This window comes from Alteromonas antoniana (genome assembly GCF_019249295.1).
Lineage (GTDB): Bacteria > Pseudomonadota > Gammaproteobacteria > Enterobacterales > Alteromonadaceae > Alteromonas > Alteromonas antoniana.
Genome location: NZ_JAESDH010000001.1, coordinates 121,326 through 134,467, shown reverse-complemented (window position 1 = coordinate 134,467; position 13,142 = coordinate 121,326). Strand labels below are relative to the sequence as shown.

General features: G+C 48.4%; 15 protein-coding genes. 12 read left to right on the top strand and 3 right to left on the bottom strand.

The annotated features are described in order from the left end of the window. Positions 1-84: 84 nt before the first annotated feature. Positions 85-1,629, bottom strand: coding sequence for a sensor domain-containing diguanylate cyclase (locus tag JKP77_RS00625; protein WP_218309272.1), 1,545 nt, complete (start codon positions 1,627-1,629; stop codon positions 85-87). Positions 1,630-1,635: 6 nt separating this feature from the next. After that, a complete protein-coding gene (locus JKP77_RS00620; RefSeq protein WP_218309271.1) occupies positions 1,636-3,855 on the bottom strand; it encodes a GspE/PulE family protein in 2,220 nt (739 codons plus the stop codon). Between the two features lie 1,096 nt (positions 3,856-4,951). Here JKP77_RS00620 and rpsJ point away from each other — a divergent pair. The 11 genes from rpsJ to rpsQ are packed head-to-tail and all read left to right on the top strand — an operon-like array spanning position 4,952 to position 9,890. Beyond that, positions 4,952-5,263 (top strand): 30S ribosomal protein S10, encoded by a 312-nt coding sequence (rpsJ, locus tag JKP77_RS00615; RefSeq protein WP_010179497.1) that lies wholly within the window; start codon positions 4,952-4,954, stop codon positions 5,261-5,263. 18 nt (positions 5,264-5,281) lie between these two features. After that, positions 5,282-5,920, top strand: a complete 639-nt coding sequence (rplC, locus tag JKP77_RS00610; protein WP_218309270.1) for a 50S ribosomal protein L3 — start codon at positions 5,282-5,284, stop codon at positions 5,918-5,920. An 18-nt stretch (positions 5,921-5,938) separates the two neighbouring features. Further along, a complete protein-coding gene (gene rplD / locus JKP77_RS00605) occupies positions 5,939-6,544 on the top strand; it encodes a 50S ribosomal protein L4 (protein WP_218309269.1) in 606 nt (201 codons plus the stop codon). Beyond that, positions 6,541-6,840 (top strand): 50S ribosomal protein L23, encoded by a 300-nt coding sequence (gene rplW, locus JKP77_RS00600; protein ID WP_218309268.1) that lies wholly within the window; start codon positions 6,541-6,543, stop codon positions 6,838-6,840. The genes rplD and rplW overlap by 4 nt, the downstream gene beginning before the upstream one ends. 14 nt (positions 6,841-6,854) lie before the next feature. Beyond that, positions 6,855-7,679 (top strand): 50S ribosomal protein L2, encoded by an 825-nt coding sequence (gene rplB / locus JKP77_RS00595; protein ID WP_218309267.1) that lies wholly within the window; start codon positions 6,855-6,857, stop codon positions 7,677-7,679. Between the two features lie 15 nt (positions 7,680-7,694). Then, positions 7,695-7,970, top strand: coding sequence for a 30S ribosomal protein S19 (gene rpsS / locus JKP77_RS00590; protein WP_218309266.1), 276 nt, complete (start codon positions 7,695-7,697; stop codon positions 7,968-7,970). Positions 7,971-7,981: 11 nt separating this feature from the next. Next, positions 7,982-8,314 carry a 50S ribosomal protein L22 gene (gene rplV / locus JKP77_RS00585; protein WP_218309265.1) on the top strand — a complete coding sequence of 111 codons (333 nt, stop codon included), beginning with the start codon at positions 7,982-7,984 and terminating at the stop codon, positions 8,312-8,314. A gap of 9 nt (positions 8,315-8,323) precedes the next feature. Continuing rightward, the gene (gene rpsC, locus JKP77_RS00580) at positions 8,324-9,025 is read left to right on the top strand and encodes a 30S ribosomal protein S3 (protein ID WP_218309264.1); all 702 of its coding nucleotides are present in this window, start codon (positions 8,324-8,326) and stop codon (positions 9,023-9,025) included. Positions 9,026-9,028: 3 nt separating this feature from the next. Next, complete coding sequence (gene rplP, locus JKP77_RS00575) at positions 9,029-9,442, top strand: 50S ribosomal protein L16 (RefSeq protein WP_218309263.1); 414 nt, start codon at positions 9,029-9,031, stop codon at positions 9,440-9,442. Continuing rightward, the gene (rpmC, locus tag JKP77_RS00570) at positions 9,442-9,633 is read left to right on the top strand and encodes a 50S ribosomal protein L29 (RefSeq protein WP_218309262.1); all 192 of its coding nucleotides are present in this window, start codon (positions 9,442-9,444) and stop codon (positions 9,631-9,633) included. The genes rplP and rpmC overlap by 1 nt, the downstream gene beginning before the upstream one ends. After that, entirely contained in the window at positions 9,633-9,890 is a 258-nt protein-coding gene (gene rpsQ, locus JKP77_RS00565; protein WP_218309261.1) for a 30S ribosomal protein S17, read from the top strand. Before rpmC ends, rpsQ begins: the two co-directional genes overlap by 1 nt. 50 nt (positions 9,891-9,940) lie before the next feature. On the opposite strand, the gene JKP77_RS00560 is transcribed toward rpsQ, so the two are convergent. Next, positions 9,941-11,068, bottom strand: a complete 1,128-nt coding sequence (locus tag JKP77_RS00560; RefSeq protein ID WP_218309260.1) for a glycosyltransferase family 4 protein — start codon at positions 11,066-11,068, stop codon at positions 9,941-9,943. A 453-nt stretch (positions 11,069-11,521) separates the two neighbouring features. Between JKP77_RS00560 and waaA the strand changes: the two genes are divergently transcribed. Further along, positions 11,522-12,826 (top strand): lipid IV(A) 3-deoxy-D-manno-octulosonic acid transferase, encoded by a 1,305-nt coding sequence (gene waaA / locus JKP77_RS00555; RefSeq protein WP_218309259.1) that lies wholly within the window; start codon positions 11,522-11,524, stop codon positions 12,824-12,826. The last annotated feature ends 316 nt before the right edge of the window (positions 12,827-13,142 follow it).

Below are 13,142 nucleotides of genomic sequence, written 5' to 3'. Positions count from 1 at the left end.
AACGCGTTTATTTGAATTACCTGACTTGTTACGCTCTGGCGCTCTAAACAACTTGCACTGTTCAGGATTATCTAGCCCCGCTAGCTACTCGGTCAGGCTATCCGATTTCAGCTGATGGCGCTCACGCTTTTTATTGTACATGTCCATATCGGCGGCCTGTAATAATGGCTCAAGATTATGCTGCGGTGTTTGCACTACCTTGCCACCCACGCTGGCCCCCATTTTTATGTAATTATCACCAATGTGCAGGGTCAGTTCACTCATTCGCTGCGCTATTCTCTCGATAAAGCGCCTCGCTTGCTTTTCACTGAAGCAGTGGGATAACACCACAAACTCATCGCCACCGAAGCGCCCCAGCAGATCTTGCTCTCGACACTGATTAATCAGTATCTGCGATACTACTTTCAGCGCATCGTCACCGATACTGTGACCGTAAGTATCATTAATCGTTTTGAAGTCATCCAGATCAATGAACGCAACACTGAGAAAGCCATTGTTGCCCTTGTGGCTGTTGAGCATCGTCAATGCTGCCGATTCCCAACCGCGCCGGTTTAACACGGGGCAAAGCGGATCCATACTGGCGCGAATGAATGCCTGGTGCCTTTCCTCTCCCAGTTTTTTCACTTTCTCCGCTGCGGCCACTGCCAACAGTAGCGACTCAATGGCTACAGCAAAAATAAGGGCATACCGATGCAGAAATGGGCTGATATCGTGCAGGTAAACACGCAGGACCATCGCAGATAGCATAATAATCATGGCTATCATCACCAGCCCGGCACTGGCGATATTGCGCTTCATGGCAAAGCCGGTAGCAGCGGTAATAAACACAATGATCAGTAACGTCAGTGCGCCCATAACCTTGCCCAGCACAGCAGACATATTTAGGGAGACAACGCTATGAGATACCGCCAGTAACAGGACAACCAGCGCGGCGCCTTTCAGCGCCAGCAACTGCCAGCGAGGGAGGATGGCGCGAAACTCCAGCAATTTTGCAATGAAGCGTTGTGCGGTAAATACCGTTAATCCGGCAAACACGTATTTTACTTCTACCCAGTTCACCCACGCCGAGCCGGGTAAAAAGACATTCAGGATCCCTTCCTGAAAGAGAAAGAACAGCCCGGCACTGATGATGTAGGCGCTGTAAGCATAGAAAGCCGTGTTATTGATGCTGCTGCCAAGTACCCCGACATACACTGCCAGCGCCAGACAAAAACCCGAGAACAGACTTAGCATTACCAGATGAACGCTGTTGCGATACTGCGCGTCGTCGGCATTTTCAACAATGATATTCAGAAAACGTTCCCGCTGAGCCTCGACGGTGAGTCGCGCCGTATAACTACCTTGTGGAATGATAAACGCTTTGCGCGCACTACGCAGGGGGTTAAAGTCTTGCCCGTTTTTGTCTGTCAGGCTGGCGGTAGTGACAATATCCATAGGAAAATGTAATACCGAGACCTGCTCAAGCTGGCAGGAAAGGACAAACGTTTGGGTGCCAAGTGTTAACGGGATGGGCTCTGAGGCAGCAATTGGTTTGGGCGAGATGACGGCACAACCAGCATGGGCGTTAGATATCCAAAAGCAGCTCAGCACCAGCATCGCTAGCACAAATGCGAACTGCTTTGGGCTCATAACGCGCTAATCTCCGCTGACAATCTGCACCTGCGCAATATCAGTGTCACCTTTGATCACTTTATAGATGGCGTCCTGGGCCAGCGTACGCATACCATCATGCATAGCCTGCGCCTTCATTTCTGCCACGCTGGCTTCTTTGTAAATCAACGAGCGTAATTCTGGCGTCATACCTAACAGTTCATGTACACCGGTTCTGCCACGATAACCGGTATCGCCGCACTCGTCGCAACCTACTGCTTTATGCAGTTGCATAGGCTGCGGCAAGTTCAATTCTTCCAGGAATTTCTCGCCGTACTGGCGTTTGATAAACGCAATATCGTGCTCCGACGCAGTGTATTTCTCTTTACATTTACTGCAAAGCGTACGGATAAGACGCTGGGCTAAAATACCCACACACGCATCTGAGAAGTTGACCGGATCCAGACCTAGGTCCAGCAGACGAGTAATGGTCTCAGGCGCAGAGTTGGTATGCAGTGTAGATAATACTAAGTGACCGGTAAGTGACGCTTCGATACCGGCATGCGCGGTTTCTTTATCACGCATCTCACCAATCAGAATGATATCGGGGTCAGCCCGCAGAAAGGCCCGCAGTGCGTTGGCAAAGGTAAAACCAATTTTAGGGCTGACCTGAACCTGCTGAAGGCCGGGTTGCGTAATTTCCACCGGATCTTCCGCCGTCCAGATCTTCTTATCCGGGGTGTTCAAATAGCCCAAAATAGCATGCAGTGTGGTAGTTTTACCGGAACCGGTAGGTCCAACAACAAGCAGGATGCCATGGGGTTTTTTAATCATGTCTTCCAGACGGGTCATGTTAGACGGTGCCAGGTTCATCTTATCGATTGGCATCGCACCACCGGAGGCAAGGATACGCATAACCACGCCTTCACCAGCCACAGTTGGTATCGTGGCAACCCGCACTTCAACCAATTGTCCGCCCATTCTGAATGCCAACTTTCCATCCTGAGGTACACGTTTCTCAGCGATGTTCAGGTTGGCCATAATCTTAATACGGGCAATTACCGCGCTGTGGTGCGAGTGCGGTACCTGGCTCATATCACGACATACGCCATCGATACGCATACGCACCCGGGTGGGAGCGTTTTTCTCCGGATCGACGTGAATATCTGATGCATTCAGGCGTTTAGCATCCTGAAGAACACGGCTCACCAAACGCACTACCGCAGGCGCGTCGTCTGATAGCTCATCAAACTGGTCGTCTTTCTCTTCTGCGGTAGTACCAATCTCGTCGAGAATTTCACTCATCTCGCCAGGCGTTCCACCACCAGAACCTTCACCGAGATAGTGCATGATTTGGTTAGGAAGCCCTACGGCGATATCGTAGCTGTCGATGCCCAGCGCACTTTCTATTTCCATTAGCAGCGCGGCATTGTTTGGCTCAGCCATCAGGACAATCGGGTTGTCACGCACATCTGCGATAACGGCGACGAAATTCCGCTTCAGGTAGGACAGGTTCAGGCGACTGTCACTCTGATATAAATGATATTTGTCAGGCAAATAAGGAACGAACGGCACCTGATAATGGATAGAAAGTGAGTTTCCTATCTGGTCTTCTGAAATACGATGCTCTGAAATCAGGCGTTGAATTATTTGACGTATATCCTGAGACGAGTCAACCAGCTCTTTCAGTGCTTTTTCTGAAATGGTGTTCTGATGTAGCAGCAAATCGAAAGGGTTATTAGTCCCGCCAAGCTCAAAGCGGAACTTGGTTCCCAGAATATTGGTAAGCTCCTGGGCCATTTCCAAATCAGCATCATCAAACGATCCCTGTTGCTTGTTAATGATTTGCAGCACGCCCATCATTACTCCCGCATTGAGGATAGGCACACACAGGATATTGGTGGTTTTAAAGTCACTGTTTTTATCGAACTTATCGGCGAAGCGCAGACGCGGATGGATTTCTTTGAGCTCTTCAGCGTTGTAAGGATCGGAAATCATGAGTGGCAATTGCGATAAGGCCACATACCCCGCAATTGACATCGGGCTGATTGGCACTTTAATTTCCAGTGTTTCTTTACCGGTTTTAAAGCGCGCAACTAGATCCTGGTGTTGCCGGCGACGCTGAAAAATACTCATACGCTTAGCGCCGAACATCTTAAGGATGATGGGCTCTAGTTTGCTGTAAGCATCCATCAATGACGAATGATTGCTGAGGATATTCTTTATTTGATCCAGCGTTTTCTGCTGACTACTTGTGTCTAACATGCGTAATATTCGTGTCCGACGAGTTGGTGCAACCTGTTAACATTACCAGTTTTTCTGGTGCTGTAACCAATTATTCATATTCAAAAATACCGTTACGTATGCATCGCACCATATAACGTTGTTTACCTATCAGCAATAGCATAAAGGTCTAATCGGTATATGTATGTAGTAGTGGTTCGTTGAAAAGCGATCAAGTTTGCCTGCGTCCGGGGTTATATTAATGACAATCCAAAGGAATGCGAAAACCTGCGAGCATATACTGCTGCATTGGATTGCCGGCCTCTTGGCTGTCGCTAAAAAGGAATTCAGTAATCCCATGTAATCAGCCAACCACGCCACAACAGTCTTCGCAGGAAAAGGCATTAAGCCGCAGTTAGTGAATAAACCAAATGTCTGTTGTATCACTTAACGCTTTGCAGCGAACACGCACCATAACAATTAGCCGCGCCGATAACGGACCATTGCATAGAGTACTTACCACCTGCCTGTTAACCACCGCCTGTTGAGAAATAGCTAAAAGGAAGTCGCACACAGCAGAAGCAGAAAGCTGGTTATTACACCGGGGCGAAGTGATTCAACCGCCTTTATTAAATTACCAACAAACACCACTACTATACTGTCTATGACAAAAAGTAACCGACGCAGAATTCCTGGCAACTCTTCTTTCTCCAATAATAATGTGGGCAAACAGCCCTCAAGACGATACGATTCCACCAAATAATAAGTAGCGGCTTTGGCCCGTGGAACTGCAAAGCTCCACCGTTTGACATGTTACTGATGTATCCTCCTGAGTCTGCTCGTCTGAAGATCAGAATTTAAGCAATTTATTTGCGTATTGCAGTTGCATTGCCCCGGCATGTCTGTATAATTCGCGCCCACTGCTCAATACGAGCATACGTTTTTAGCCGCGACCTCACTGCTTTTAGGGTGGTTGCCGACGTAGCGGAGAAAGTCTTTACGACTCACCTGTTGCAAGCGTGCTAGAAAAAAGAACAGGGTTCCGATTGGGAACCATCGGTTTACGCACATCTTTTCTTCCCAAATTAAAGGGAGAGAAAAGGTGAATTTTTTTGTTCTTTCGATTGGAGCTTAATCGATGCCAAATCAAAGAATTCGTATTCGTTTGAAAGCGTTTGATCACAAGTTGATCGATCAGTCTACGGCTGAAATCGTTGAAACGGCGAAACGCACTGGTGCTCAGGTCAGCGGTCCAATTCCTCTGCCTACTCGCAAAGAACGCTATACAGTTCTGATTTCTCCGCACGTCAACAAAGACGCGCGTGATCAATACGAAATCCGTACTCACAAGCGTTTGGTAGACATCATCGAACCAACTGATAAAACAGTTGACGCGCTGATGCGTTTGGACTTGGCTGCCGGCGTTGATGTTCAAATCAGCCTGGGCTAACAAGAGAGGGTTATAACAATGGCGATTGGTCTAGTCGGTCGTAAAGTGGGTATGACTCGCATCTTCACTGAAGATGGCACGTCTATCCCTGTGACTGTTATTGAAGCGACCCCAAACCGTATCACTCAGATCCGTTCTGAGGAAACAGACGGTTATCGCGCTCTTCAGGTTACTGCTGGAACCAAGAAAGCGAACCGCGTTAACAAAGCTGAAGCAGGTCATTTTGCTAAAGCTGGTGTTGAAGCTGGTCGTGGTCTTGTTGAATTCCGCCTGGAAGATAACGAAGGTGCCGATTTGGAAGTTGGCGGTGAAATCACCGTTGAAATCTTCAACGACACTAAGAGAATTGATGTCACTGGTACATCAAAAGGTAAAGGTTTTGCTGGTGCAATCAAGCGTTGGAACTTCAGTTCACAGCGTATGACTCACGGTAACTCTTTGTCTCACCGTGCTCCTGGTTCAATTGGTCAAAACCAATCACCAGGTAAAGTATTCAAAGGCAAGAAAATGGCTGGTCAACTTGGTAACAAACAAGTGACTACGCAGTCTTTGGAACTGGTTCGTATCGACGTAGAGAACAACCTGATCCTGGTTAAAGGTGCCGTACCTGGCGCAACTGGCAATGACGTAATCGTCAAGCCAGCTGTTAAAGCGTAACGTCTGGGGAGTGAACTGATGGAATTAACATTGAAAGACGCGCAAAGCGCTCTTGAAGTATCCGAAGCGACCTTTGGACGTGATTTCAACGAAGCCCTGGTACACCAGGTAGTCGTTGCTTACGGTGCAGGCGCTCGTCAGGGTACAAAAGCGCAAAAAACTCGCGCAGAAGTACGTGGCGGTGGTAAGAAGCCATGGCGTCAAAAGGGTACTGGTCGTGCCCGTGCCGGTACAATCCGCAGCCCAATCTGGGTTGGTGGTGGCCGTGCATTTGCTGCCAAGCCTCGTGACTTTGACCAAAAAGTTAACAAGAAAATGTATCGTGGTGCGATTAAGAGCATCCTGTCTGAACTGATTCGCCAAGATCGTCTGATTGTGGTTGAGAAGTTCGGTGTTGACGCACCTAAGACAAAGTCTCTGATTGCTAAGCTTAACGAATATGAACTGAACGACGTTCTTATCGTTACGCCTGAAGTTGATGAGAATCTGTTCCTTGCGGCACGCAACCTGTACAAGGTTGACGTTCGTGACGTAGCAGGCATCGACCCAGTTAGCCTTATCGCATTCGAAAAAGTGCTGATGACTGCTGATGCAGTGAAACAACTTGAGGAGGCGTTAGCATGAATGAAGAACGTCTACTGAAGGTGCTACGCGCACCTCACGTTTCAGAAAAGTCGACCATGGCTGCTGAAGCGGGTAACACAGTTGTATTTAAAGTGGCGAAAGATGCGAACAAGGCAGAAATCAAAGCAGCAGTTGAAAAACTGTTCGAGGTTGAAGTTGATTCAGTTCGTACTGTAAACGTTAAGGGTAAAACCAAGCGTCACGGTATGTCTTTCGGTAAACGCAGCGACTGGAAAAAAGCGTACGTTTCGCTTAAAGAAGGTCAGGACATCGACTTTGTCGGTGGCGCTGAGTAAGAAGGGGATTAGAAATGCCATTAATGAAAGCTAAGCCAACTTCTGCCGGTCGTCGTCACGTTGTTAAGGTTGTTAATCACGACCTTCACAAAGGTGCACCATATGCGCCACTGCTGGAGAAAAACAGCAAGTCTGGCGGCCGTAACAACAATGGTCGTATTACAACTCGTCACATCGGCGGTGGTCACAAGCATCACTACCGTGTGATTGACTTCAAACGCAACAAAGATGGCATTCCAGCCACTGTTGAGCGTTTAGAATATGATCCAAACCGTTCTGCTAACATTGCACTTGTGCTGTACGCAGACGGTGAGCGTCGCTACATGCTGGCGCCTAAAGGTATGAAGGCTGGCGATAAAGTTCAGTCTGGTTCTGACGCACCAATCAAAGCGGGTAACGCTTTGCCAATGCGTAACATGCCAGTAGGTTCTACTGTACACGCTATCGAAATGAAGCCTGGCAAAGGTGCACAAATTGCACGTTCTGCTGGTGCTTACGCTCAGATCCTTGCGCGTGACGGAAATTACGTCACTCTACGTCTGCGTTCTGGCGAAATGCGTAAAGTATTGTCTGATTGCCGCGCCACTATCGGTGAAGTTGGTAATGCAGAACACATGCTGCGCTCTCTGGGTAAAGCCGGTGCCACTCGTTGGCGTGGTGTTCGTCCTACTGTTCGTGGTGTTGCCATGAACCCGGTAGACCACCCGCACGGTGGTGGTGAAGGACGCACTTCAGGTGGCCGTCACCCAGTATCACCTTGGGGTACTCCTACTAAAGGTAAGAAGACCCGAAGCAACAAGCGTACTGATAAGCTTATCGTACGTCGTCGTAACAAGTAAAAGCGAGGATTCACCATGCCACGTTCTCTCAAGAAAGGTCCATTTATCGACCTTCACTTGCTGAAGAAGGTAGAGGCTGCAGTGGAAAAGAACGAGCGTAAACCAATTAAAACTTGGTCACGCCGTTCTATGATCATCCCAGATATGATTGGGTTGACCATTGCGGTCCATAACGGTCGCCAGCACGTTCCTGTATTAGTCAGTGACGAAATGGTCGGTCATAAGTTGGGCGAATTTGCGCCAACGCGTACTTACCGCGGCCATGTCGCGGATAAGAAAAGCAAACGTTAAGGGATAGGAAAATGGAAGCATTAGCTAAACATCGTTTCGCCCGCACGTCGGCTCAAAAAGCACGCTTGGTTGCGGATCAGGTTCGCGGTATGCACGTAGAGAAAGCTCTTGAGCTTCTGACGTACAGCCCGAAAAAAAGCGCAGCGCTGATTAAGAAAGTTTTGGAATCTGCGATTGCAAACGCAGAGCACAACGAAGGTGCGGACATCGACGAATTAGTTGTTGCCAAAGTCTTTGTTGATGAAGGCCCAACTATGAAACGTATCAAGCCACGTGCGAAAGGACGTGCAGATCGTATCTTTAAGCGTAGCAGTCACATCACTGTGGTTGTAGCGGATAACTAGGAGTAGATAATGGGACAGAAGGTACATCCTACAGGTATACGCCTGGGTATCAGCAAACCATGGACTTCTACCTGGTACGCTAATACCTCAGACTATGCAGATAACCTGTATAACGATCATCAGGTACGTCAGTATCTGACAAAACAACTGAAGAACGCTTCACTGTCTAAGATCGTGATTGAGCGTCCTGCGAAGAGCATCCGTGTAACTATTCACACTGCTCGTCCTGGCGTTGTCATCGGTAAGAAAGGTGAAGACGTAGAAAAGCTGCGTAATCATGTATCTAAGCTGGCCGGCGTGCCTGCTCAGATCAACATTGCGGAAGTACGCAAGCCAGAGCTGGATGGTCAGTTAGTCGCTGATAGCATCTCTAGCCAGCTGGAGCGTCGTGTAATGTTCCGTCGTGCTATGAAGCGCGCGGTACAAAACGCAATGCGTCTTGGTGCTAAAGGTATCAAAGTTGAAGTTAGCGGTCGTTTAGGCGGTGCAGAGATTGCCCGTACTGAATGGTACCGTGAAGGTCGCGTTCCACTGCACACTTTCCGTGCAGACATTGATTACGCAACCTCAGAAGCGTCAACTACCTACGGTATCATCGGCGTTAAAGTATGGATCTTCAAAGGTGAAGTTCTGGGTGGATTGCCTACGAACCAGGAGCCAACTCCTCCTCAGCCTAAGAAGAAAGGCCGCAGCGCTAAGCGAGAGGGCTAAATCATGTTACAACCAAAACGCATGAAATTTCGTAAAATGCATAAAGGTCGTAACCGTGGTCTTGCTGTTGCAGGTAGCAAAGTAAGCTTCGGTACCTATGGCCTGAAGGCAACTGGCCGCGGTCGCATGACTGCACGCCAAATCGAAGCCGCGCGTCGTGCTATGACTCGTCACGTTAAGCGTCAGGGTAAAATCTGGATTCGGGTTTTCCCAGACAAGCCAATCACTGAAAAGCCTCTTGAGGTTCGTCAGGGTAAAGGTAAAGGTAACGTAGAGTACTGGGTATGCCAGATTCAACCTGGTCGTGTTTTGTACGAGATGGAAGGTGTTCCTGAAGAACTCGCACGCGAAGCGTTTGAATTGGCAGCGGCAAAACTGCCATTTAAGACAACCTTTGTAACTCGGACGGTGATGTAATGAAAGCGACTGAACTGAAAGAAAAAAGCGTAGAAGAGCTGAACGCAGAGTTGTTAAACCTGCTACGCGAACAGTTCAACTTGCGCATGCAGCACACAACTGGTCAGCTTGAAAAAACCGACCAGCTGAGAAAAGTGCGTCGTACCATCGCGCGTGTTAAAACCATTCTGACTCAAAAGGCTGATGCGTAATGACTGAGCAAAAAATTCGTACAGTACAAGGTCGTGTGGTTAGCAACAAGATGGATAAAACCATTACTGTTGTAGTTGAACGTTTCGTTAAGCACCCTATCTATGGGAAGTTCATCAAGCGTTCTACTAAGATCCACGCCCACGACGAAAGCAACGTTGCTAACCAAGGCGATACAGTCACAGTACGTGAGTGTCGTCCTATCTCCAAGAACAAAACTTGGACTCTGGTTGACGTTGTAGAAAAAGCAGGCGTATAAGCTCTGACTTTTCTAAGTCTTTAAAAAAGCCGCTCTTGTAGCGGCTTTTTTTATGCCTCTGATTTTGTAGCCTGCTCCTTGTCTTGTTCGTTTTGAATAACCTGGGTGTACAAGTCATCATAGGCTTGTGCCATCTCCGAGACATTGAAGTTATCCTGCACCCATTCAAACAGTTTTTGCCCAAACTCGTTTGCACGCTCTGGCTTCTCCAGCGCCAGTGTGATTTGTTCGCTTAACGTATCAGGCGAGCCTACATCGACATGTATTCCGGTTTCGTTGTGTTTGATTATTTCGCTGATACCACCACAAGGGCAGGCGATAACCATCCGCTTGGTCGCGCCTGCCTGCAATAAAATAGAGCCCAAGCCCTCTGAGTATGCAGGATGCACCAGCACGTCAATATTGGGCAGAATTCGGGAAACATTCTCTGAGAAGCCACACAGCTTAACGTGTTCATTAAGATCGTAACGGTCGATCATCGACTGATAATTTTCCTTCTGTGGGCCCTCACCGAATATCAGACAGGTTATCTTGTCGCTGGCTTCTAACACGTTTCGCATCGCAAGGATAAGGTCGCCCTGGCCTTTACGCTCCGTCAACTGAGAAATATTTGCCACGACTTTGTGGTCCCCCGGTACAGAAAATGTTTTATTTAACCATTCTCTATCGAGTGAAAACGTGAACTCACTGGTATCGATTGCCGGATAGATGACCGGTTGCAGTACATCGTCAGGACAAAGCTTCGAAACCACTTTTTTAACGCCTTCAGACACGCTGACTACGGCTTTGAATTGCGAGTATTTCAGCCTGGATAGCGCAGACTCATTGTCATCGGTGCGCCGGGTATAAATAGCCGGGACTCCGGTCAGTCGGGACGTAATGGCGCCCCATACATCGGCGCCATGTCGGCTGTGTATATGAATAAGATCCGGCTTGATATCGTCAATGAGTGTCTTTAGACGCTGTACGACCATTGCGTCAATGTCACGCTCGTAACTGATGGGATGCACCGTGCATGATTGCCCCTTCAACTGCCTTGCGAGGTCACTACCCTCCGGACACGCGATGTGGTGTTCAGTATTACCGGTATGTGCTTCGGCATTGACCAGATACTCAAGCTGTTTCGCGCCACCATAAAAATGGCGGCCAAATTCGAGATGTAAAATCCTTTTATCCATGGTTACTCCATCAGAGCAAACAACTAGACGCGGAGACCTTGGTTATCGTAAACGTTCCACCGCGATTAAGTGTCTATTCTGAATTAATTAGTCACACATATTTTACTTAGCATATAAGTACGCACACGCGCTAAGCAGGATCGTTGTGAATAGTATTTTGACCTTTTCATTAACCCAACAGCGTCAGCACCCATGATAGAAATTTAGTTAGTTTTTCGCTTGGTGTCACGTGCGCATCTCACTACAATGGCTGAAATGGCACCGCCGGGCAGCGTAAGGTAAACAGAGTCGGTTTGTGCAATATCAGTGTGTTAGATACGGTAGATACCGGGCTGGCTCAAATTACAAAATTGCGAAAGCGCCCTGGAAATGTACTTTCTGCGAAGCGGCCGTCACAAGAAAGATAAAGACAGCTTAGCGCAACGCGACCTGGAACACATTACTACGAGCATTATGAATTCTATTGAAACGTCTTATTCGCCGACACTGACGCACACGTTGATGCGCTGGTGTTATACCGTTTTGCTGGCCGTGGCGATGCCTTTCGCGGCGATTAACTTATGGCTGAAGGCAAGAAAGCAACCGGATGCGTTTGCAAACCGACAAAAAGAGCGTTTTGGAGTAGTACCGGTACCCGCGTCAACCCATGGGTATTTATTCCATTGTGTGTCCGTGGGAGAAGTGGTTGCAGCGTCCAGTCTGATAAAGCGGATAATGGAGAACGAGCCTGACGTATCTGTTACGGTCACGACTACAACCGCTACCGGCTCTGCACGTGCAAAAGCTATTTTTGGCGATGCGGTGAATATCGCGTATTTACCCTTCGACTTACCGTTAACCATGAACTTGTTGCTGACCAGGTTGAAGCCCAAAGCGGTATTGATTACGGAAGTGGAGCTTTGGCCAAACCTTATTCATTGCTGCTGGCAACGCAAGATCCCGGTTGTGGTTATTAACGCGAGAATGACCGACCGCTCGGCGGCACGGTACAGTAAAGTTTCCGCCCTGTTTTCTCCGATGCTGCACAAGGTATCGCACGTGTGTGCTCAGGGAGAGCGCGACTTCGCTAATTATAAAAAGCTGGGAATTGGGGATGACCGGATCACGCTGACAAATAACATTAAGTTTGATCAGGCACTTGCAACAGAAACTGAATCTGCGTTTTTGGGGCTACAGCGTGGCATGCGCAGTATTATGGTTGCAGGCAGTACGCACGAGCCTGAAGAGCAGGCGTTGTTTGATGCCTGTCGTTCTCTTGTGCCTGCGCATCCAGACCTGTTATTAGTTTTGGTACCCAGGCATCCGGAACGCTTTGCTGTTGTTGCGAAACTACTGGAAAGTCAGTCCGTGAGCTTCGTTAAATCCTCGCAAACACAAACAATCCCCGCCGACTGTAGTGTAGTGCTACTGGACGAGATGGGTAAACTTAATCAGGCCTACCAGATAGCGGACTTTAGTTTTGTTGGCGGCTCGCTGGCTGACAAAGGCGGGCACAACGCCCTCGAACCGGCCGCGGTGGGTGTCCCTGTGATCATGGGGCCTCACACATACAACAATCCGGTAATTTGTCAGTATCTTGAAGAAAAAGGTGCTCTCACAATTGTCAGCGACGCTAGTGAAATACAGGTTTGTCTCGCGTCGTGGCTTGAAAACCCGGAACAGGCCCGACATGCCGGACGGGCAGGGCAGGATGTGATAAAAGAAAACAGCGGGGCACTGGAAAAAACACTTAGCTGTCTTGATAAAGTGTTGCGCTAACCGGTATCTGAATCCTCTTCGGCGGTATCGCTCTGGTCAGTTAATGACTAAAAAATGAACCCCGCTTTAGTGCGTCAATGAAAGTTATTGCACCGATTTGATGTGAGCGCTTTCATTTATTGCGTGCAGAAAATTTTTAAGTAACTGTAATATAAGTGAAAATGAGAGTTGGCCTAAGGGTTGCAAAAGTACTGGGGACGGCGTAACTCAGGCAAAAGTCAAACAACAAAGCCGACACGATGTCAGCGCTTGACTACAACGTTTTCCAGGGAGAGGCACCCTGTCAGTCATGACAGGGTGCTGTTTCATCTAAGCC

What these genes read in the sequence shown, in the direction of transcription:
- JKP77_RS00560 (WP_218309260.1), bottom strand. Translation starts at nt 11,068, where the DNA reads ATGGATAAAAGGATTTTACATCTCGAATTTGGCCGCCATTTTTATGGT.
- JKP77_RS00625 (WP_218309272.1), bottom strand. Translation starts at nt 1,629, where the DNA reads ATGAGCCCAAAGCAGTTCGCATTTGTGCTAGCGATGCTGGTGCTGAGC.
- rpsQ (WP_218309261.1), top strand. Translation starts at nt 9,633, where the DNA reads ATGACTGAGCAAAAAATTCGTACAGTACAAGGTCGTGTGGTTAGCAAC.
- rplP (WP_218309263.1), top strand. Translation starts at nt 9,029, where the DNA reads ATGTTACAACCAAAACGCATGAAATTTCGTAAAATGCATAAAGGTCGT.
- JKP77_RS00620 (WP_218309271.1), bottom strand. Translation starts at nt 3,855, where the DNA reads ATGTTAGACACAAGTAGTCAGCAGAAAACGCTGGATCAAATAAAGAAT.
- rplB (WP_218309267.1), top strand. Translation starts at nt 6,855, where the DNA reads ATGCCATTAATGAAAGCTAAGCCAACTTCTGCCGGTCGTCGTCACGTT.
- rplV (WP_218309265.1), top strand. Translation starts at nt 7,982, where the DNA reads ATGGAAGCATTAGCTAAACATCGTTTCGCCCGCACGTCGGCTCAAAAA.
- waaA (WP_218309259.1), top strand. Translation starts at nt 11,522, where the DNA reads ATGAATTCTATTGAAACGTCTTATTCGCCGACACTGACGCACACGTTG.
- rpmC (WP_218309262.1), top strand. Translation starts at nt 9,442, where the DNA reads ATGAAAGCGACTGAACTGAAAGAAAAAAGCGTAGAAGAGCTGAACGCA.
- rplW (WP_218309268.1), top strand. Translation starts at nt 6,541, where the DNA reads ATGAATGAAGAACGTCTACTGAAGGTGCTACGCGCACCTCACGTTTCA.
- rpsC (WP_218309264.1), top strand. Translation starts at nt 8,324, where the DNA reads ATGGGACAGAAGGTACATCCTACAGGTATACGCCTGGGTATCAGCAAA.
- rplC (WP_218309270.1), top strand. Translation starts at nt 5,282, where the DNA reads ATGGCGATTGGTCTAGTCGGTCGTAAAGTGGGTATGACTCGCATCTTC.
- rpsS (WP_218309266.1), top strand. Translation starts at nt 7,695, where the DNA reads ATGCCACGTTCTCTCAAGAAAGGTCCATTTATCGACCTTCACTTGCTG.
- rpsJ (WP_010179497.1), top strand. Translation starts at nt 4,952, where the DNA reads ATGCCAAATCAAAGAATTCGTATTCGTTTGAAAGCGTTTGATCACAAG.
- rplD (WP_218309269.1), top strand. Translation starts at nt 5,939, where the DNA reads ATGGAATTAACATTGAAAGACGCGCAAAGCGCTCTTGAAGTATCCGAA.